Below are 19,935 nucleotides of genomic sequence, written 5' to 3'. Positions count from 1 at the left end.
GGCGGGCGGTCCGGGCTCAGGCGGCGACCGGGGCCAGGCGATCGGGGCGCGGGCGATCGAGGCTCAGGCGATCGGGGCTCAGGCGGTCAGGCGGAGGGCTTCCATGACCGCTTCGGCGAGCGTGTCCACCACGGGCACGCCGGCCGCCTCCAGGCTGGCCCTGCTGTGCGAACCGCCGGTGTACAGCACCGCCAGCGCGCCCACGTGCTCGGCCGCCACCGCGTCGTCGACCGCGTCGCCTATGACCACCGTGCGCCGCGCCAGGACGCCGTCGAGGGCCGCGAGGTGGCGCGCCATGTGCTCCGCCTTGCCGGTGCCGGACGGCCCGGTGGCGCCGTCCACCCGCACGAAGCGCCCGGTGATGCCGTGCGTGTCCACGATCGGTATCAGCTTCTCGTGCGGGGCCAGGGAGCACAGCGACTGGGTGTGCCCGGCCGACTGGTGGGCGGCGAGCAGCTCGGCGGCGCCCTGGGCGAGCCCGCAGGTGCCGGCCAGGGTCCAGTAGTGGCGGTGGAAGATGCGGTCCATCACCAGCCACTCGTCGTTCGTGGGCAGCCGCCCCAGCAGCCGCTCGTAGAACCTCGGCACCGGCACGCAGTACAGCTCGCGGTACCGCTCGAGGGTGATCGGCGGCAGGCCCAGCTCGCCGAACGCGGCGTTGGTCGCCTCGATGACGGCGTCGATGTCGTGGAACAGCGTGCCGTTCCAGTCCCACACGATGTGGGTCAGGTCCCTGGCCATGCGACGACCCTACCCGCGGCCACCGACAGCGGACCCCTCCCGTCCGTCGCGGCAGGCCAGAGCGCCTGACGCGCGCCGGCCGGACGTCGGCTCAGGCGATGAGGCCGGGGATCTCCTGGGTCGCGAACCACAGCAGCTCGTGGTCCTCCGCGCCGTCCACCGTGAAGCGCGCGTCGTCGTCGCCCGCGTCCGCCGCGCCCAGCGCCGCCGCGGCGGCGGCCACGTCCTCCTGCGCGTCGTCGGCGTCCACGTGCACCGCGGCGGCCTTGGCCAGCGGCACGGCGGAGGCCAGCCGGACCGCGCCGAGCGCCGCGGGATCGAGTCCGCGGTCCGGGTCGAACGCCGCCTCCTGGTCGGGGACGTCGACGGCGACCACGACGCGCCGCCGAGCCGCGTCCGGCTGCCCGGCGAGCAGGCGGAGGCTGGTCTGCGCGGCGCGGGTCAGCGCGGCGTACTCCAGCTCCTCGATGTCGTCGGAGACGTACCACTCGCGCAGCGCCGGGGTGACCGCGTAGGCGTCCAGCGGGGCCGGGCCCAGCTCGCCCGCCCGGTGGGCCTCGGCGAGGGCGGGCAGGGTGGTGGGGATGTAGACGCGCATCGGTGCCGCTCCGGTGACCTGCGTAAGGCGTGACCTGCGTACGGGGACGGTCTCAGCATACGGTCGGACCGGCCGGCGCGGTCAGCCGCGGGTCCCCGCCAGGTACCCCTTCGGGCGGATCCGCTCGACCGCGCCGGTCCTGGCGCCGTACGCCCTGCCCCGCCCCTGGGCCGGTGGTACGGGCCCCGGTTCACCCCGCCGGACCACGAATCACCCTGATAGGTGAACTTCCGGCACCCCCGACGCGGCCCCGCTTCTTCCTTGTCCGCCGCGCTCCGCGGTCGTTAGAAGTCTGACATCGAGACGATCACGCAGAGCGACCGCGACTGCCGACGGCAAGGGGCGAGGGCCATGACGACGACCACCACGATGACCAGTACCTCCGCCGCCCCTGCCACGACCGGCTCGGCGGGGGCGGCGGCCGGGCGGCGGGCGCCGCGACCGCTGCGGCGGACACCCTCCGTGACCGCTCCCCCGAGCCGCCGCGACGCCCGCCGCCCCGGAGCGCTCCCGGTACGGCAGACCACACGGCGCGTGCAGCCGCACCGCTGGTTCGCCGACCGGCTGCTGGAGGTCCTGAGCGGGCAGCGCCCGGTCGCCTGGATGCTGGGCCACACGGCGGGCGAGGCCGCGTACGACCGGCTGTGGCAGCTGGCGGCGCAGGGCGTGCTGCGTCCGCCGAAGGGGCGGCCGGTGCCGCTGGTGCGCGGCTGCGGCTGCCGGGTGGTGGCGCCGGGCGTGCTGGAGGCGTTCGCCCGGGTCGCCTCGGGGGACGCCTCGCGCGCCCTCGCCTTCCGGCTGGAGCGCGGCGCGGACCTGCGCTGGCGCTGCACGGCCGTGGACGCGGCGGGCCCGTCATGGTGACGAGCGCGGGTCCCGCGACCGCCGGACGAAGCTCCCCGCACGGGCGAGGGGCCGGGCCCCGCTGCTGCGGAACCCGGCCCCTCGGACCACGGGCGCGACGCGCGCGGTCCCTTGGACTACCGGCGCATCGCGCGCCCGCGTCACTTCTTGCGGCGGCGGCCGCCCTTCTGGGCCTTGCGGCGCTCCGCGCGGGTCAGGCCGTCGGAGTCGGAGTCGCCACCGTGGCCGTCGACCTCGCCGTCGTCGGCGAAGTCGCCCTCGATGACGCCGCCCGCGCCGTCCACGGTCGGCGCGGAGAAGTGCAGCCGGTCCGGACGCTGCGGGGCCTCCAGGCCCTTGGCGCGGATCTCCGGGCGGCCGGCGCCGACCGGCACCGCGTCCTGCTTCTCCAGGTCGACCGGCTCGGCCTGCACCGGGACCTCCTCGACCTGCTGCTCGACCTGGACCTCCAGGTTGAACAGGTAGCCGACCGACTCCTCCTTGATGCCGTCCATCATCGCGTTGAACATGTCGAAGCCCTCGCGCTGGTACTCCACCAGCGGGTCGCGCTGCGCCATGGCACGCAGGCCGATGCCCTCCTGGAGGTAGTCCATCTCGTAGAGGTGCTCGCGCCACTTGCGGTCCAGCACCGACAGCACGACCCGGCGCTCCAGCTCGCGCATGATCTCCGAGCCGAGCTGGTCCTCGCGGGCCTTGTACTGCTCGTGGATGTCTTCCTTGATCATCTCGGCGATGAGGTCCGCGGTGACTCCGGCGCGGTCGCCCGCCTCGTCGTCCAGGTCCTCGATGGTGACCTTGATCGGGTACAGCTGCGCGAACGCGCTCCACAGCCGGTCGAGGTCCCACTCCTCGGCGAAGCCCTCGCCGGTCTCCGCCTTGATGTAGTCGTCGATGGTGTCGTCCATGAAGTGGGCGATCTGCTCGTGCAGGTCCTCGCCCTCAAGGACGCGGCGGCGCTCGCCGTAGATGACCTCGCGCTGCCGGTTGAGCACCTCGTCGTACTTCAGGACGTTCTTGCGGATCTCGAAGTTCTGCTGCTCGACCTGCGACTGCGCGGAGGCGATGGCGCGGGTGACCATCTTGTTCTCGATCGGCACGTCGTCCGGCACGTTGGCCATCGCCATGACGCGCTCGACCATCTGGGCCTTGAACAGCCGCATCAGGTCGTCGCCCAGCGACAGGTAGAAGCGGGACTCGCCCGGGTCGCCCTGACGGCCGGAGCGGCCGCGCAGCTGGTTGTCGATGCGCCGCGACTCGTGGCGCTCGGTGCCCAGCACGTACAGGCCGCCCAGCTCGCGGACCTCCTCGAACTCGGCCTTCACCGCCGCCTCGGCGCGCTTGAGCGCCTCGGGCAGCGCCGCGGCCCACTCCTCGACGTGCTCGACCGGGTCCAGGCCGCGCTGCCGCAGCTCCGCCTCGGCCAGGTCGTCGGGGTTGCCGCCGAGCTTGATGTCGGTACCGCGGCCGGCCATGTTGGTGGCCACCGTGACGGCGCCCTTGCGGCCCGCCTGCGCGACGATCGTGGCCTCACGGTCGTGCTGCTTGGCGTTGAGCACCTCGTGCGGCACGCCGCGCTTGGCGAGCTGCTGGGAGAGGTACTCCGACTTCTCCACCGAGGTCGTGCCGACCAGGACCGGCTGGCCCTTCTCGTGCTTCTCCGCGATGTCCTCGACGACCGCCGCGAACTTCGCCTCCTCGGTGCGGTAGATCAGGTCCGCCTTGTCGAGGCGCTGCACCGAGCGGTTGGTCGGGATGGGGACCACGCCGAGCTGGTAGATCTGGTAGAACTCCGCGGCCTCCGTCATGGCCGTACCGGTCATGCCGGACAGCTTGTCGTAGAGGCGGAAGAAGTTCTGGAGGGTGATGGTGGCCAGCGTCTGGTTCTCGTTCTGGATCTCCACCCCCTCCTTGGCCTCGATCGCCTGGTGCATGCCCTCGTTGTAGCGGCGGCCGGCGAGGATACGGCCGGTGTGCTCGTCGACGATCATGACTTCGCCGTCCATGACGACGTAGTCCTTGTCCTTCTTGTACAGCTCCTTCGCCTTGATGGCGTTGTTCAGGAAGCCGACGAGGGGGGTGTTGACCGACTCGTAGAGGTTGTCGATACCCAGCCAGTCCTCGACCCGGGTGACGCCCTCCTCCAGGATGCCGACGGTGCGCTTCTTCTCGTCGACCTCGTAGTCGCGGTCGAGCTTCAGGCGCAGCACCAGCTTGGCGAAGTCGCTGTACCACTTGGTGGCCTGGTCGGCCGGGCCGGAGATGATCAGCGGGGTGCGGGCCTCGTCGATGAGGATGGAGTCGACCTCGTCGACGATCGCGAAGTTGTGCCCGCGCTGCACCAGTTCGTCGGCCGACCACGCCATGTTGTCGCGCAGGTAGTCGAAGCCGAACTCGTTGTTGGTGCCGTAGGTGATGTCGCACGCGTACTGCTCACGGCGCTCGGCGGGCGTCATGTTGGCGAGGATGCATCCGACGTTCAGGCCCAGGAACTTGTGGACCCGGCCCATCCACTCCGAGTCGCGCTCGGCGAGGTAGTCGTTGGTCGTGATCAGGTGGACGCCCTTGCCGGAGATCGCGTTCAGGTACGCGGGCAGGGTGCCGACGAGGGTCTTGCCCTCACCGGTGCGCATCTCGGCCACGTAGCCGAGGTGCAGGGCGGCACCGCCCATGATCTGGACGTCGTAGTGGCGCTGGCCGAGCACCCGCTTGGCGGCCTCACGAACGGTGGCGAACGCCTCCGGCAGCAGGTCGTCGAGGCTTTCGCCATCCTCGTACCGCTGCTTGTACTCGTCGGTGAGGGCCCGCAGCTCCGCGTCGCTCAGGTTGACGAAGTCCTCTTCGATGGATTTCACCTGTTCCGCGATGCGGTTCAGCTTGCGCAGGATCTTTCCCTCACCTGCGCGCAGGATCTTGCCGAAGACGGACACGTAGGCTGGCTCCTTGCCGGTCGGGCCTGGCACGCTCTCTCGCGCTGGGCGCGGCGGGCCCCTCCTTGCCGTGGGCACCTACCGCACCGGCCATCGTAAGCGAAGGGGCCACTCCGCCGGGAGGTCCGGCGGCGCACCGGCGTTCCATCACCCCGTACGGTGACGCGCGCGGTGCGCCGGGGGCGCGGGCGCTCAGGAATACTTCCTGGATGGAACCGGTAACGCTCACCACCGAACGACTGCTGCTGCGCCCCCTCGGCCCCGCCGACGCCGACGCGCTCCACCTGGCCTGCCAGGACCCGGAGATCCCCCGCTGGACCACGGTGCCCTCCCCTTACTCCCGTGCCGACGCCGACGCCTTCGTCGCCACCTCCCGGCGTGGCTGGCAGGACGAGTCACTGCTGAACTTCGGGGTCTTCACCCGCGCCGGCGGCGAGCTCGTGGGGTCGATGGGACTGGTGCGGCTGGCGTTGCTGCGGGCTCCGGAACGCCAGGCGGAGCTGGGCTACTGGACGGCCAAGGAGCAGCGCGGTCGCGGCTACACCGTGGAGGCGGCCCGGGCGGTGGCCCGCTGGGCCTTCACGGACCTGGGCGTGGAACGCCTGGAGTGGCACGCGGAGGCGGGCAACGCCGCGTCCCGCGCGGTGGCGCTCAGGACGGGCTTCCGCATGGAGGGCACCCAGCGCGCCAAGACCCTGCACGGCGGCACCCGCCGCGACATATGGATCGCCGCTCTCCTGCCGTCCGACCTGGGCCTGCCGTCGGCGACCGCGTACCTGCCGTACGAACGGGACTGACGGCGCCGGTGCGGTGGGGCGGGACGACTGGAGGGGTGACGGACGGCCCGGAGCGGCCGGCGTGCGGCCTTGCCGCGGCCCGGCGTTGTCAGTGGCGGCTCCTAGGCTGAGGGCCATGACGACGACGCCGACGCTGCCGCCCCCGCGCACCGAGTTGTCCGCCGACGAGGCCCGCCGGGTCGCGCTGCGCGCGCAAGGCCTGCTCGGGGCGCCCGACCGGCGGGCCGGGGTGCGCGGCGTGCTGCGTTCCCTCGGCGCGGTGCAGCTCGACACGATCTCGGTGCTGGCCCGCTCGCACGAGCTGATCCCGTACGCCCGTCTCGGCGCCGTGGGCCGTGACGCGGTGGAACAGGCGTACTGGAGCGGGAATCACGCTTTCGAGTACTGGTCTCACGCCGCGTGCGTGCTGCCGATCGAGGAATGGCCGCACTTCGCGTTCCGGCGCCGCGCCCGCCGGGCCCGCGGCCGCCGCTGGCACGTGATGGCCGACGCCGACCGCTCGTGCGCCGCGGTCCTGGAGCGCCTGACCGCCGAAGGCCCGCTCACCTCCACGGAGTTGGGCGGCGCCAAGAACGGCGGGCCCTGGTGGGACTGGTCGGAGACGAAGATCGCGGTCGAGTGGCTGCTGGACACCGGCGACGTGGTGTGCACCCGGCGGCGCGGCTGGAAGCGGGTCTACGACCTCGCCGAGCGCGCCGTGCCGGACGCGCTCCTGCACGACGACCTGGACGACACCGAGTGCGTGCGGCGGCTGGTGACGCTGGCCGGACGCTCGCTGGGGGTGGCCACCCGCGCCGACCTCGCCGACTACCACCGGCTCACCGGCGCCCAGGTCGACGCGGTGGTCGCCGACTCGGGGCTGGTGCCGGTCGAGGTGCGGGGCTGGGGCAGGCCCGCGTGGGCCGACCCAGCGGCGTTGGAGGAGGCGCCGCGCGGCCGTCACCGCACGACGCTGCTGTCCCCGTTCGACTCCCTGGTGTGGGACCGCGCCCGCACGGAGCGGATCTTCGGTTTCACGCATCGCCTGGAGGCGTACGTGCCGAAGCCCAAGCGGATCCACGGGTACTTCGCGATGCCGCTGCTGTCGGGCGGCAGGCTGCTCGGCCGCGTCGACCCGGCCCGCGAGGGCGGCACGCTCGTCGCGCGGCAGGCGTCGATGGCGGGTCCCCAAGCGGTCGGGCCCATGGCCCGTGCGCTGCGCGAGGCCGCCGAGTGGGTGGGGTGCGACGCGGTGCGCGTCGAGCGGGTGGACGACACGCGGTTGAGGGAGGCCCTGATCACGGAGCTGGGACGGTCCTGACCACGGAGGCCGGGGGCGGTGGGGACGGCCCGCGGTTGGCCGAAATCTGCCGCGGGAAGTCCGATCGCGGAGGTGATGCGGGGAGCGGGGCGGCCGAAGGCGGCCACGCGGGCAACCGGAGGCGGCGGGGCGCAGCGGCTGGTGGAGCTGGAGGGGGCGGCGGGGCGGGCGCCCGGCTCAGCGGATCTCCAGTATCTTCTCCCGCATCGCGTAGACCACCGCTTCCATCCGGGAGTGCAGCTGGAGCTTCTCCAGGATGTTGCGCACGTGGTTCTTGACGGTGTTCTCGCTGATGAACAGCTCCTTGGCGATGTCACGGTTGTTCATGCCGGTCGCGACCAGCTTGAGCACCTCCAGCTCCCGGTCGGTGAGCCGGGGGGCCGGGACGAGACGTCGCTCGTCGGTGCGCTGGATCATCGACTTGAACTCGGTGAGCAGCTTGGACGCCATCGAGGGACTGATCTGCGACTGGCCGTCGGCGACCGCGCGGATGGCGGTCGAGACCTCATCGGTGGAGATCTCCTTGAGCAGGTAACCCGTGGCGCCGGCCTTGATCGCCTCGTAGAGGTCGGCCTCCTCGTCGCTGATCGTCAGCATGATGATCTTCGCGCTCGGGGCCACCTCCTTGATGGACGTGCACGCCTCGATCCCGCCACGACGCGGCATCCGCACGTCCATGAGAACGATGTCGGGCAGCAGGTCAGCGGCCTTGTCGACGGCCTCCGCGCCATCTCCGGCCTCACCGACGACCTGGATGTCCTCCTCAGCCGCCAGCACGATCTCCAGCCCGCGCCGGAAGAGCGCGTGGTCGTCGACGACCAGGACCCTGATGGGCTCGCTGCGCCGCGCGCCCGCCCCCGGTCCGTCCGGGCACTCGTCGGTGCCGATGGCATCGACGGCGCCCACGGCACCGACGGCCGTCGAATCGAAGCTGTCCGGCATCGGTTCCCCTCCCTCGAGCCGGTCCCCACCGCATCGCACGCACGCATGCACGGTGACGAGTCAACGCGGCTGCGCTGCCCGGCGGTTGACTCTCATCATGATTTCATGCCCGGGCCGCGCACCGGCGATTCCGCGGCAGCGCCGGGCAGCCGGTTGACGGCCGCCAACGGCGCACTTCCCGCTCCGCGCGCCCCCCGCGCCGAGCACCATGCGCCGAGCACCACGCGCCGCCGTCTGCGCCCGGGAACGGCGGTGCCCCCGGCCGCTCGCCGGGGGCACCGCGTGCGTCGGATCACCGGCGGCTCACCGGTGCAGCATGCCGCCGGCGCCCGAGGGCGGCTCGGCGGACGGGTCCTCCTTGAGGTAGATGACGCCGTAGTCGTAGCCGTGCCGCCGGTAGACGACGCTCGGCTGGTTCCGCTCCGAGTCGACGAAGAGGTAGAAGTCGTGCCCGACCAGCTCCATCTCGTAGAGCGCCTGGTCGAGGGTCATCGGGGAGGCGGCGTGCGTCTTCTCGCGGACCACCAGCGGCCCCTCGCCCTGGACGTCGAGCGGCCCCACCTTCGTGGTGGGCACCTCGCCCACCCCCGCGGAACCGTCCTCCTCGGCGGGCGTGGCGAGCGGCGCGGTGTAGGCGGCGACGCTGACCGCGGTACGCCCGCCGCGTCGCGCCATGTGCCGCTTGTCGGCGTGCTTGCGCAGTTGTGCGTCCAGCTTGCTGGTCGCCGCGTCCAGCGCCGCGTACGGGTCACCCGCGGACGCCTCGGCCCGGACCACCGGACCCCGGGAGCGCAGCGTGATCTCCACCCGGTCGGAACGGTCGGCGAGACGCGGGTTGTGCTCCTTGGAGAGTTCCACATCGAGGCTGATGACCTTGCCGTCCAGCTTCTGGATCTTCTCCAGGTTCAACTTCTCCGCGACGTGCTTGCGGAACCGCTCGGGCACTTCGGTCTTACGGCCCTTGACGACGATGTCCACGCAGAACTCCGTTCCCGGATCGCCCCGGCGCGCGGGGCACATCCCTTGCGCTAAGGCCGGCGGGCACCGGTCCCGTCCGGCACTGCGTTCACAGCTGCATCCGCGGGCTCCGGACGCCTCCGGAGCGGCGGGGTCGCGGCTTTCACCTCCTCCTCCCCCAAGGGGAAGATCAACACCCCACGCGATTCACGGAATCCCCGGGATCCCGAGGGAAACGCCCGGGGGACCGCCGGACAACACCGGGATACGACGGGGTTGCGACAAAGCGTCCGCGCTTCTCATACCCGAACATATCCCCCTGGGGTGATGGTCGGCACCCCCTGCGGTGCTATACCTCCGTTCGAGTGAACGGCACCCTGCACCAGCAGGAACGAAGCGCGTCCGCGATCGGTTCCGGCACCGTCTCCCCGCGCCCCGTGGCGCCTCACGTCCACCGTCAACCGCCTCCGTCCCTCATCCTCCGCCGTACCGCCGGGTAGGGCGATCGTTCGCCTGCCCACGCCCCTCCCGCGCACACCCGCACCGGCTGCGGCGCCTCCCAGGCCCGCGGCGGAACCGCGATCACCGCCGCGCCGCACACCGCACCGCCGGCCGCACGGACCGCCCTGGACGCCTCGGCCAGCGAGGCACCGGTGGTCATCAGGTCGTCGACCACCACAACGGGGCCGTGCGCCAGCAGCCGTTCGCCGCCCGCGACGGTGCCCAGGGCACCGGTGAGGTTGGCCATCCGCCCGGCCGCGGACAGCCCCGTCTGGTCGGCGACCGGCCGCCGCTGCCGCAGCACCGCCAGCACCCGCGCGGGCACCCCTCCCCCACGCAGCGCCCGCGCCGCCCGCAACGCGATCCGCCGCGCGGGATCGTGTCCCCGGGCCGCCACCGCCCGCCGCGACGACGGCACCGGGACCAGCAGCAACGGCGCGTCCGTCCCGGGCGGCCCGGGCGGCCCGGCGCCGACCGGGCTCCCGGCCCCGGCACCACCGCCGACCGCGGCACCCGCCCCGCACGCCGCCCGCACCGCACGCGCCAGGGCGTCCCCCAGCGGCCCGGCCAGCCGCAGGGCACCGCGCTCCTTGTGGGCCAGCAGCGCGGAGCGCACCGTGTCCTCGTACGCCCCGGCGGCGTACACCTCGGGGAGCCCGGGCGGCTCGGGGTCCGGTCTGACCCGGCGGGCCGCCCCCGCGCCGGTCAGCCGTCCGTCGCACCCCTCACACAGCGTGCCGCCGCCGGCCCGGCCGCACCCCGCGCAGTCGACCGGGAGCACCAGGTCCGCCAGCTCCCGCCACATCCCTTTCATGGCTCCACTGTGCCGACTCGCGCCCGACGCCACCAGCCCTGTGGACAACGCCTGTGGACAACTCTGCGCAGCCTCACGGGCGATGGGATCACGGCAGGTCAGAAGGCCAGGATCGCGTCCGCCTCGGCACCGCGAGCCCGTCCCCGCGCCACCGCGGCCCCTCACAAGCGGGCCCACGCAGCCCTCCTCCGAGCCGGCCCGCCCTGCCCCGCCATGACCGGGCCGTCGGTCCCTCCTCCGAGCCGGCCCTCGCTGCCCCGCCCGATCAGGCCGTCCGCCTCAGCCCGGGTAGACCGGCGACATCCCGTCCTGGGAGACCAGCCTCCACTCGCCGTCCTCCGGCAGCCGGAACATGCCCTCGTCGGAGGCGACCAGCAGAGGACGCGTCTGATCCTCGAAGGCCGCGACCGCCGAGACCTTGCTGATGCCGGGCAGCGTCGGGGTGAACGCGGCCGAGCCGTCGGTGTCGACGTACTGCAACTGCTGCACTCCGCGCGACTGCTTGCCGACCACGACCAGCCTGCTCTCCCCCGCCCACGACGCGGCCTGCACATCCTCCAACTGCGGTGCGATGTCGCGCAGTTCGGTGACCGAGACCTGCGGTGCGGCGGCCGTGCCGGTGCGCTCGACGCGCCCGAGTTGCAGCGTGGTGTGCCCGCCGCGGCTGACCAGCAGGGCGATGCGCACGCCGTCCGCCGCGACCTTCACCGCCTCGATCGTGCCGTTCGACAGGTCCGGCACCGACACCTCGGTGGTCCGGCCGTCCTGCCACATCAGCAGGCGGGGATCGCCGGGGTCGCGGTCGGCCACCCACAGGTCGCCCAGGCCGTCCCAACTCGGCGCCGTGAAGCCCTCGTCGGTGGAGTGCGCCGCGCTGGTGGCCACCTGCTTCGGCGTGCCGGAGGCGTTGAGCGGCGCAACGGACAGCGTCCGGCCGTCCGTGGACACGCCCGCCGCGGTCTGCTCGTCGCGGGAGACCGCCACCGACTCCAGCCTGGCCTGCTCCTTGCCGAACGGGCCCACGACCGGCTGCGGGGTGCCGCCCCCCGGGTCGACGCTCTCCAGGCGGTGGTCGTCGTCGACGAAGTACTGCTCGCTGCCGCTGCCGGTCACCCTGGCAGGGGCGTACGCCTGCGCGCGGTCGCGGCTCATCGAGCACAGCGAGGAGCCGTCGGCGCGCTCCACGTCCACCGACGACACCTGAGCGGTCGACTGGTCCTGAACGGTGAACAGCAGTTGCGCCGCCATGCGTTCGCAACTCGGACGGGAGGCGTGCTCCGCGGCGCTGCTCAGCGGCACCCGCAGCCTGCCGGAGTCGTCCAGCGCGAGGTTCTGCCCCTTCAGCGTCGTGCCGGCGGGGAACGCGGAGGCGACCACCGGCTGCAGCCAGGTGCTCGGTCCCGACAGCAGCGCCTGCACCGACGAGGTGACGGGGTCTATCCGCCGCCGCACGTACACCGGGTCCGCCACCAGCACGTCCTTGGCCAGGCCCTCCGCGTCCGTGCCGAGCTGCGCGTAGTAGTACATGTTGACGGAGTGGTAGATGCGCTGGAAGTCGGAATCGCCGAGCACCAGCCCGTCCGGCAACGCGTCGATCCGCCACTCGCCGCCCACCTGCGTCAGATGGAAACTCGTGCGGTAGGTGGCGGAAACCGGCGTGTAGGAGTGCTTGCGGTCCACCACGGCGACCTGGTCGGCCGTCAACGCGATGGTGGTGCCGTTCTCCAGGCGGTCGGCGTCGTTGTGCTGCACCGTCAACCGGGGTCCGCCGGAGACCACGGTGATCTGGCTGAAGGGGTCCCAGTGGGCGGCCGGTCCCGTCAGGTACTTGCGGGCGGTCTGGTAGTCCGCCTCGTCGCTGGTCACCGCCTCCAGGAAGCCGCTGACGATCTGCATCGGCTGCTCGTTCTTCTGCGGCTGCACGCCGAAGACCCGCACCTGCGGATCGGAGTCGGTGCGCGTCTCGTCGCCCACCTTCGTCACGTCACTGCTGTCGGGCATCGACGCGCAGCCGGTCAGCAGCGCGGCGCAGGCCAGCAGCGCGCCCGCCTTGGCGAGCGCGCGGCGGCGCGGCGCGGGACCACGGCCCGCCCCGCGTACGCCACCCCTGGTGTGCGGCATCGCGTCCATCCCTCCCCCGGCTCCTGCGGGCCCGGCGGCGCCCGTGCCGTCCGGGCCCGGTGGGTCCCGGCCGGTCCTGCGCGCCGCTCAGCCGCCGGAACCGCTCAGCTGCTGCCCGGTCGTCCTTGCCGCCGGGTCTGCGACTGTACGGTGCCCGCCCGAGCGGACGCCGCCGGGCCCCCGGGCCGTACGTCGTCACCGCCCAGGGCGTGCCTGCTCGCGGCGTCACCGCGGGCGGTGTCGTCGTCCCGCGCGTCCGGCTCCTGCGGCGCGGGCGCGTCCTGCGCCCGTGTGCCCACCACCCGCGCGCCGCTGCCCGGCAGCGCGGCCGGATCGGCGGCGGGCGGCCTCGGCGGGCTCATCGGCATCCGCGGTATCGGCGAACGCGCCGACGGCAGCGCGGGCGCCGCCGGCGCCGCAGAGGCCTTCGCCGACGCCTGCGCCCTGACCCTGCGCTGGCGGCGCGAGTCCTCCGGTTCCAGCGGGATCGGCGATCCGCGCAGCGCCTCGCCCGCCGTACGCGGCAGCGTCAGCCGGAACTGCGAACCGCCGCCCGGCTCGCCCCACGCCTGCAACCAGCCGCCGTGCAGCCGGGCGTCCTCCACCGCGATCGACAGACCGAGGCCGGTGCCGCCGGTGGTCCTGGCGCGGGCCGGGTCAGCCCGCCAGAAGCGGTTGAAGACGCGGGTCGCCTCGCCGGGCTTGAGCCCGACGCCGTAGTCGCGCACCGCGACCGCGACCGCGCCGGAGGCCGTCGCCAGCCGGACCACCACGTCGCGTCCCTCGCCGTGCTCGACCGCGTTGACCACGAGGTTGCGCAGGACGCGCTCGACGCGGCGGGCGTCCGCCTCGGCGACCACGGGCTGCTCGTCGCCGCGCACCAGCACCCGGCTGCCCTTGCGCTCGGCCAGCGGCTCCGCGGCGTCGACCACCCGGCGCACCACCTCGCGCAGGTCTATCGGCTCGGCCTCCAGGGCCGCCGCGCCCGCGTCGAAGCGGCTGATCTCCAGCAGGTCGGACAGCAGCGACTCGAACCGTTCCACCTGGCTCTGCAGCAGTTCCGCGGAGCGCGCGGTGATCGGATCGAAGTCCTCGCGGCTGTCGTGGATGACCTCGGCCGCCATCCGTACGGTCGTCAGCGGCGTGCGCAGTTCGTGCGAGACGTCTGAGACGAACCGCCGCTGCATCCGCGACAGCTCCTCCAGCTGCATGATCTTGGTCTGGAGGGTCTGCGCCATCTTGTTGAACGACTCGCCGAGCCGCGCGATGTCGTCCTCGCCGGAGACCTTCATCCGCTCCTGGAGCACGCCGTCCGCCAGCCGCTCGGAGATCCCGGCCGCCATCCGCACCGGCGTGACCACCTGCCGCACCACCAGCCACGCGATCGCGCCGAGCAGCGCGACGACGAACACCCCCGCGGTCGCGAGGGTCGTCTCGACCAGGCTGAGGGTCTTCTCCTCCTGGGTGAACGGGAAGAGGTAGTACAGCTCGTACGACTTACCGCTCGAATCGGTGAGCCGCTTGCCGATGACCAGGCCGGGCTGACCGCCCGAATCACCCTCGCGGATGATGCTGGTGTCCCGCTGGTAGACGCCGCCCTGCTGCGCGACCTCGTTGCGCAGCGCCATCGGCACGCTCTCCTCGGGCAGCACGTCACCGGACGCGCGCGGGCCGCGGGTGCTGGGGCTGTCCGACTGGTACGGCTGCTGGTCGGCGTCGGAACTGAGCGCGACCACGTAGAACACGCCCTGGCCGCCGCTGGCGAGCTGCTGGACGAGGTTGGTCAGCCAGGTGCCGGGGTCGACCGTGGCGTGCCCGGAGCCGTTCGCACCGGCCGCGCCGGCAGCGGCGGAGGACGATCCGTCCTCGGCGGCGCCCGGGTCGTCCGCGGCCGTCGCCTGCGCCTGGGCGACGCTGAAGCCGCCCAGCGCCTGGCCCTGCGCCGCCTTGGTCTTGGCGTCCAGCAGCCCGTTGCGCACGGTGCCGATCACGACGATGCCGAGCAGCAGGACGACGCCCATCGACATCAGCAGTGTCGTGGCGACGACGCGCAGCTGGATGTTGCGCCGCCACAGCCGGGCGGCGGGCAGCAGCGGTCGGCGCGCCCACCGCCAGGCGGCCCGCAGGACGGGCAGCAGACCGAGCAGGGGGTCGGTGTGCCGGGTCTCCGGCGGCCCGGAGGGAGCGGCGGGCCGACCGTCTTGCGCGCCGGCGTCAGGCGCCGTGGCGGGCCCTGAGGCCTCCCGTCGCGCGCCGGGCAGTGCGCCCTGGCCGCCTTCCACCGGTTCCGCCGCCGCGCCGCGCTCAGCCGTCAGGGAACGCGGCAGCGCGCCGTCGCGGTGCTCCTCGGGCGGCACCGGACCGCTCTCGTACCCGGGCCCGGTCATACGGGGGCCCCTGCTCGCGGGCATGCCGTGCTCAGCCCGGCCCGGCCTTGTAGCCGACGCCGCGCACGGTCACGACGATCTCCGGGCGCTCCGGGTCCCGTTCGACCTTGGAACGCAGCCGCTGCACGTGCACGTTGACCAGGCGGGTGTCCGCCGCGTGGCGGTAGCCCCAGACCTGTTCGAGCAGCACCTCGCGGGTGAAGACCTGCCAGGGCTTGCGGGCGAGCGCGACCAGCAGGTCGAACTCCAGCGGGGTCAGCGCGATCGGCTGGCCGTCCCGCTTGACCGAATGTCCCGCGACGTCGATGACCAGGTCGCCGATGGTCAGCTGCTCGGGCGTCGGCTCCTCGGCCCTGCGCAGCCGCGCCCGCACCCGGGCCACCAGCTCCTTGGGCTTGAACGGCTTGATCACGTAGTCGTCGGCGCCCGACTCCAGGCCCACGACCACGTCGACGGTGTCGCTCTTGGCGGTGAGCATGACGATCGGCACCCCGGACTCGGCCCGGATCTGCCGGCAGACGTCGATGCCGTCACGTCCCGGGAGCATCAGGTCCAGCAGGACCAGGTCGGGTTTGGTCTCGCGGAAGGCGGCGAGAGCCTTGTCCCCGTCCGACACGAACGACGGCTCAAAACCTTCTCCACGCAGCACGATGCCGAGCATCTCTGCCAGTGCGGTGTCGTCGTCGACGACAAGGACGCGTCCCTTCATAGAGACATCATCCCATTTACCCATCCGTTATGTGCGGCCGGGTGATCCAGGTCACTGGCCTGCGATGACGTGCGGCTATGTCCGTAATCAGTCACCTACGTGCGGTGGCGCGGGCAGCAGAAGGGTGTCGCCTTTACGGCGTCGCCGGTACGCCCCCTGCTGCCTCGCGGCGGCGCCGGTACGATCCGGCGCCGCCGCTGACGTACGGGCACCCGTTCTCGGTTCACGGCCAGGGCCGCGAATCAGCTCGCGACGAGGGCCGCGATCGACGCCGCGTCGACCGGGGACGCCACGCCGGTCTCCGTGACGACCGCCGTGATCAGGTCGGGCGGGGTGACGTCGAAGGCGGGGTTGTACGCCTGCGTGCCCAGCGGGGCGGCGGGGCCGGCCGCCCCGGGCAGCTCGGTGACCTCGTGGCCCGGGCGCTGCTCGACCTCGATGGACGCGCCGTCCGGCGTCGCCGGGTCCACCGTGGTCGTCGGCGCGACCACCACGAACGGGACCCCGTGGTGCCGGGCGAGCACCGCCAGCGGATAGGTGCCCACCTTGTTCGCCGTCGAGCCGTCGGCGGCGATGCGGTCCGCCCCGACAAGTACGGCGTCCACCTCGCCCGCCGCGAACAGCGAGCCGGCGGCGTTGTCGGCCAGCAGCGTGTACGGCATCTCGGCGCGGGCCGCCTCGTACGCCGTGAGCCGGGCGCCCTGCAGCAGCGGACGCGTCTCGTCCACCCACAGCCGCCGCAGCCTGCCCTCCCGGTGCGCGGCGAGCGCGACGCCGAACGCGGTGCCCCGGCCCCCGGAGACCAGCGCACCGGTGTTGCAGTGCGTCAGCACGCGGTAGCCGCCGCCCGGGACGAGCCGTTCCAGCAGGGCAAGGCCGTGCGCCGCCATGCTCTCGCTCGCGCGGGCGTCCTCGGCGTGCAGGGCGCGGGCCTCGGACAGCGCGACGGCGGCCGCCGCGGACACGTCCGACCCGGCCGACAGCGCGGCACGGTACGCGCCGTGCGCCCGGCGTACGCCGCGACTCAGGTTGACCGCCGTGGGGCGGGCGGCGGCCAGCAGCTCGGCGGCCTCGTCCACGTCGTAGCCGCGTACGGCCGCCAGCGCGACGCCGTACGCCCCCGCGAGACCCAGCAGTGGCGCGCCCCGTACGGCGAGCGTGCTGATCGCCGCGACGAGCGCCTGGACATCCGTGCAGACCAGCTCCACCTCTTCGGCGGGCAGCCGGGTCTGGTCGAGCAGTACGAGGACGGCGCCCTCCGGTCCTTCGGGCGGCTCCTCCCAGCGCAGCGCGGCGAACGGAGCCGGGACGCCGCGGACCTGATCGTTGGCCTGGGGTGTGACGGACTGATCATCCATTCGCCCAGTCTGCCCTGTCGCACCCCGTCGGCAGAATGCCCGGGAGCGGGCGGCCCGACACGGCGCGAAGGGCCCCATGACACGATGGCCGCGGACCGACGGCCACCCGAGGGCCGCGGACGGACGGTCCTGACGCGCCGCGGCGAGAGGCGCCGCCACGAAGGAGCATCGATGAACGACTCTGCGGGCTGGGCTTCGCCCGGATCCACTCCCGCCGACTCGTCGGACCCCACGACGACTCCGACCCGGACCCCGCCCGCGGCGGACCAGCCAGACCGGCCGGGCGGGCCGAACCAGCCCGGCGTGCCGGACCAGCCCGGTCGGCCCGATCAGGGTGGGCAGTCCGATCAGGCGGATCAGTCCGATCAGGCTGGGCAGACTGGCCACTCCGATCAGGCGGGTCAGCCTCACCAGGCCGGCAAGGCGGAACAGGCCGAACAGGCCCACCAACCAGAACAGGCCGACGCGTCCCCCGTGCCCCCAGTACCGCCCAACTGGTCGCCGAACCAGCCTCCTCCCGCCCAGTGGAACGGCCCCGGGGCCGGGGCGCCTTCGGGCCGGCCCTCCGGCGCTGTACCGCCGCCTCCGCCCCCGCCTGCTCCCGGCCACACCCCGCCGCCGCCCGGGTACGGCAACGGCGGCTGGGGCACGCCGCCGCCGCAGGGCTGGGGCTGGGGCGGCGTGTCCGCGCAGGGCCCCGGCCCTGTTCCGCCCTGGCAACACGCACCGCAGGCGCCGAAGCCGGGCGTGATCCCGCTGCGGCCGCTGGTCGTCGGCGAGATCTTCGACGGCGCGATCTCCACCATGCGGACCCACTGGCGCACGGTCTTCGGTATCTCGCTCGTCGTCGCGCTCCTGACCGTCACCGCGTCCACGCTGGTCAACGGGCTCTTCTTCGATCACGGCGGCGGCCTTGACGCGTTGCGCTCCACACCGAACCCGACGCTGCACGACGTGCTGCACACCGTCGGCGACACCCTCGCCGGCGGCCTTCTGGCCTCCGTGATCAGCCTCCTCGGCCAGATCGTCGCCACCGCGATGCTCACGATGATCGTCAGCCGCGCCGTCCTCGGCCGCACGGCCGGCGTGAACGAGGCGTGGCGCGACGCGCGCCCCCAGGTGCCGCGACTGCTGGGACTGACGTTGCTGCTGCCGCTGATCGCGGTCGCGGTCCTTGTGGTGTCCGTCGCCCCCGGCACCGCGGTCGCCCTGCTCGGCAACGGGGACGCGGGCACCGGCTTCATCGCCCTCGGCTCCCTGGTCGGCATCGTCGTCGTGGTGTGGCTGTGGGTCAGCCTGTCCCTGGCGTCGCCCGCGCTGATGCTGGAGCGCCAGGGCGTCCTCACCTCGATCGCCCGCTCGTTCAGGTTGGTGCGCGGCACGTGGTGGCGGGTCTTCGGCGTGCAGTTGCTGGCCGGACTCCTGACGCTCGTGGTCACCTCGATCATCGGAATCCCGTTCACGATGGCCGCGACCGTCGCGAGTGGCGGCGGCACGACGGGCTGGCCGTATCTGATCATCACCGGTATCGGAACGGTCGTCGGTGCGACGCTGACGTTCCCCTTCAGCGCGGGCATCAGCGTCCTGCTCTACCTCGACCAGCGCATCCGCAAGGAGTCCCTGGACATCGAACTGATCCGGGCGGCCACGCCGGCCCGGCCCGCCGCGTGACGGAACGACCTCGTCAGCCCGCGTCAGCTTCGTCAGTCGTGTCAGGCTTCGGCAGGTGGACCGCGCCCCGGCCTCCGTCTCGTTCAGTGGGAGGGCAGGCCGGGGCGGCACACCGCGCCCTTGGCACAACGCCCTTGGCTTGACGGCAGGTTGAGACAAAACCACGTGAGCCGGCGCGGGGCCGCGGTCTAGGCTCGCTGGTCATGGTCGACCTCTACCAGCCCACCTACCCCTACGATCACGGCTTCCTCGACACCGGGGACGGCAACCGCGTCTACTACGAGCAGCTCGGCAACCCGGCCGGCAAGCCCGCGGTGCACGTCCACGGCGGCCCGGGCAGCGGTACCGCGCAACGACCGACGCGAGCCTGGGACCCCGAGCGCTACCGCCTCATCCGCTTCGACCAGCGCAACTGCGGACGCAGCACCCCGCACGCCGCCGACCCCGCGGCGGACATGAGCCTCAACACCACGCAGCACCTCATCGACGACATGGAGCGGCTGCGCGAGCACCTCGGCATCGACAAGTGGCTGGTGAACGGCGCCTCCTGGGGCTCCACGCTCGGTCTCGCCTACGCCCAGCAGCACCCCGAGCGGGTCACCGAGATCGTCATCCAGGCGGTGACGACGAGCAGCCCCGCTGAACTCGACTGGCTCTACCGGGGCGCGGGTCGCTTCTATCCGGAGGCCTGGGACCGGTTCCGCGACGGCGTCCCGGAGGACGAACGCGACGGCGACCTTCTGCCCGCATACGCACGCCTGATGGAGAACCCCGACCGCGCGATCCGCGAGAAGGCCGCCGCCGACTGGCTCGCCTGGGAGGACGCGGTCATCTCGAACGAGCCCAATGGCACCCCCGGCATGTACAGCGACCGCGAGGGCGACGCACGGATCGCGTTCGTACGGATCTGCTCCCACATCTTCAGCAACGGCGCGTGGTTGGAGAAGGACCAGATCCTTCGCAACGCCCACAAGCTCGCCGGAATCCCCGGCGTCCTGGTCCACGGCCGACACGACATGGGCGGCCCACCGCAAACGGCCTGGAAGTTGGCCAAGGCATGGCCGGACGCACGGCTCCACAACTTCGACGACTCCGGGCACGTCGGCAGTGAGGCGATGAAGCGCGTGGTCAGGGCAGCGCTGGAGGAGTTCAAGAACCGCTGACCGCAAGGCTGTAGGCGCTTTCGCCGTCTGAACGTCCGGCGAAACGAAGGGAGTTGAGGGGCGTCACGGTGGCGTCCGCTACCGC

General features: G+C 72.9%; 15 protein-coding genes. 5 read left to right on the top strand and 10 right to left on the bottom strand.

The window, feature by feature from the left end:
• Nucleotides 1-78 precede the first annotated feature (78 nt).
• Nucleotides 79-741 carry an HAD family hydrolase gene (locus CK485_RS03635; protein ID WP_109446847.1) on the bottom strand — a complete coding sequence of 221 codons (663 nt, stop codon included), beginning with the start codon at nucleotides 739-741 and terminating at the stop codon, nucleotides 79-81.
• A gap of 91 nt (nucleotides 742-832) precedes the next feature.
• Complete coding sequence (locus tag CK485_RS03630; protein WP_109446845.1) at nucleotides 833-1,339, bottom strand: hypothetical protein; 507 nt, start codon at nucleotides 1,337-1,339, stop codon at nucleotides 833-835.
• A 351-nt stretch (nucleotides 1,340-1,690) separates the two neighbouring features.
• Here CK485_RS03630 and CK485_RS03625 point away from each other — a divergent pair, with 351 nt between their 5' ends.
• Nucleotides 1,691-2,203, top strand: coding sequence for an Rv3235 family protein (locus tag CK485_RS03625; protein ID WP_241968107.1), 513 nt, complete (start codon nucleotides 1,691-1,693; stop codon nucleotides 2,201-2,203).
• A 140-nt stretch (nucleotides 2,204-2,343) separates the two neighbouring features.
• On the opposite strand, the gene secA is transcribed toward CK485_RS03625, so the two are convergent.
• Nucleotides 2,344-5,130: a preprotein translocase subunit SecA gene (gene secA / locus CK485_RS03620; protein ID WP_109446843.1), complete on the bottom strand. Its 2,787-nt coding sequence runs from the start codon at nucleotides 5,128-5,130 to the stop codon at nucleotides 2,344-2,346.
• A gap of 209 nt (nucleotides 5,131-5,339) precedes the next feature.
• On the opposite strand from secA, the gene CK485_RS03615 reads away from it, so the two are divergent.
• Both CK485_RS03615 and CK485_RS03610 read left to right on the top strand, forming a co-directional pair.
• Entirely contained in the window at nucleotides 5,340-5,927 is a 588-nt protein-coding gene (locus CK485_RS03615) for a GNAT family N-acetyltransferase (protein ID WP_109446841.1), read from the top strand.
• A gap of 115 nt (nucleotides 5,928-6,042) precedes the next feature.
• Nucleotides 6,043-7,227, top strand: a complete 1,185-nt coding sequence (locus CK485_RS03610; protein ID WP_199239219.1) for a crosslink repair DNA glycosylase YcaQ family protein — start codon at nucleotides 6,043-6,045, stop codon at nucleotides 7,225-7,227.
• A gap of 177 nt (nucleotides 7,228-7,404) precedes the next feature.
• On the opposite strand, the gene CK485_RS03605 is transcribed toward CK485_RS03610, so the two are convergent.
• The 7 genes from CK485_RS03605 to mtnA all read right to left on the bottom strand — a co-directional run bounded on the left by CK485_RS03605 (nucleotide 7,405) and on the right by mtnA (nucleotide 17,016).
• Complete coding sequence (locus CK485_RS03605) at nucleotides 7,405-8,115, bottom strand: response regulator transcription factor (protein ID WP_342673458.1); 711 nt, start codon at nucleotides 8,113-8,115, stop codon at nucleotides 7,405-7,407.
• 357 nt (nucleotides 8,116-8,472) lie between these two features.
• Nucleotides 8,473-9,189: a ribosome-associated translation inhibitor RaiA gene (raiA, locus tag CK485_RS03600; protein ID WP_199239218.1), complete on the bottom strand. Its 717-nt coding sequence runs from the start codon at nucleotides 9,187-9,189 to the stop codon at nucleotides 8,473-8,475.
• Between the two features lie 394 nt (nucleotides 9,190-9,583).
• Nucleotides 9,584-10,441, bottom strand: a complete 858-nt coding sequence (locus CK485_RS03595; protein WP_109446833.1) for a phosphoribosyltransferase family protein — start codon at nucleotides 10,439-10,441, stop codon at nucleotides 9,584-9,586.
• Nucleotides 10,442-10,720: 279 nt separating this feature from the next.
• Nucleotides 10,721-12,571 carry an LpqB family beta-propeller domain-containing protein gene (locus CK485_RS03590; RefSeq protein WP_241968106.1) on the bottom strand — a complete coding sequence of 617 codons (1,851 nt, stop codon included), beginning with the start codon at nucleotides 12,569-12,571 and terminating at the stop codon, nucleotides 10,721-10,723.
• Between the two features lie 95 nt (nucleotides 12,572-12,666).
• A complete protein-coding gene (mtrB, locus tag CK485_RS03585) occupies nucleotides 12,667-14,949 on the bottom strand; it encodes an MtrAB system histidine kinase MtrB (protein WP_241968105.1) in 2,283 nt (760 codons plus the stop codon).
• A 31-nt stretch (nucleotides 14,950-14,980) separates the two neighbouring features.
• On the bottom strand, nucleotides 14,981-15,658 hold the full coding sequence (gene mtrA, locus CK485_RS03580; protein WP_109446831.1) for a two-component system response regulator MtrA: 678 nt from the start codon (nucleotides 15,656-15,658) through the stop codon (nucleotides 14,981-14,983).
• 242 nt (nucleotides 15,659-15,900) lie between these two features.
• A complete protein-coding gene (gene mtnA / locus CK485_RS03575; protein WP_109446829.1) occupies nucleotides 15,901-17,016 on the bottom strand; it encodes an S-methyl-5-thioribose-1-phosphate isomerase in 1,116 nt (371 codons plus the stop codon).
• Nucleotides 17,017-17,763: 747 nt separating this feature from the next.
• Between mtnA and CK485_RS29360 the strand changes: the two genes are divergently transcribed.
• Complete coding sequence (locus tag CK485_RS29360) at nucleotides 17,764-18,687, top strand: hypothetical protein (RefSeq protein ID WP_241968104.1); 924 nt, start codon at nucleotides 17,764-17,766, stop codon at nucleotides 18,685-18,687.
• 203 nt (nucleotides 18,688-18,890) lie between these two features.
• Nucleotides 18,891-19,850, top strand: coding sequence for a prolyl aminopeptidase (pip, locus tag CK485_RS03565; RefSeq protein ID WP_109446825.1), 960 nt, complete (start codon nucleotides 18,891-18,893; stop codon nucleotides 19,848-19,850).
• The last annotated feature ends 85 nt before the right edge of the window (nucleotides 19,851-19,935 follow it).

The organism is Streptomyces sp. ICBB 8177 (assembly GCF_003144095.1).
Taxonomy (GTDB): domain Bacteria; phylum Actinomycetota; class Actinomycetes; order Streptomycetales; family Streptomycetaceae; genus Streptantibioticus_D.
Note: the sequence above shows the minus strand (reverse complement) of the source record. Positions and strands in the feature narration are given on the sequence as shown.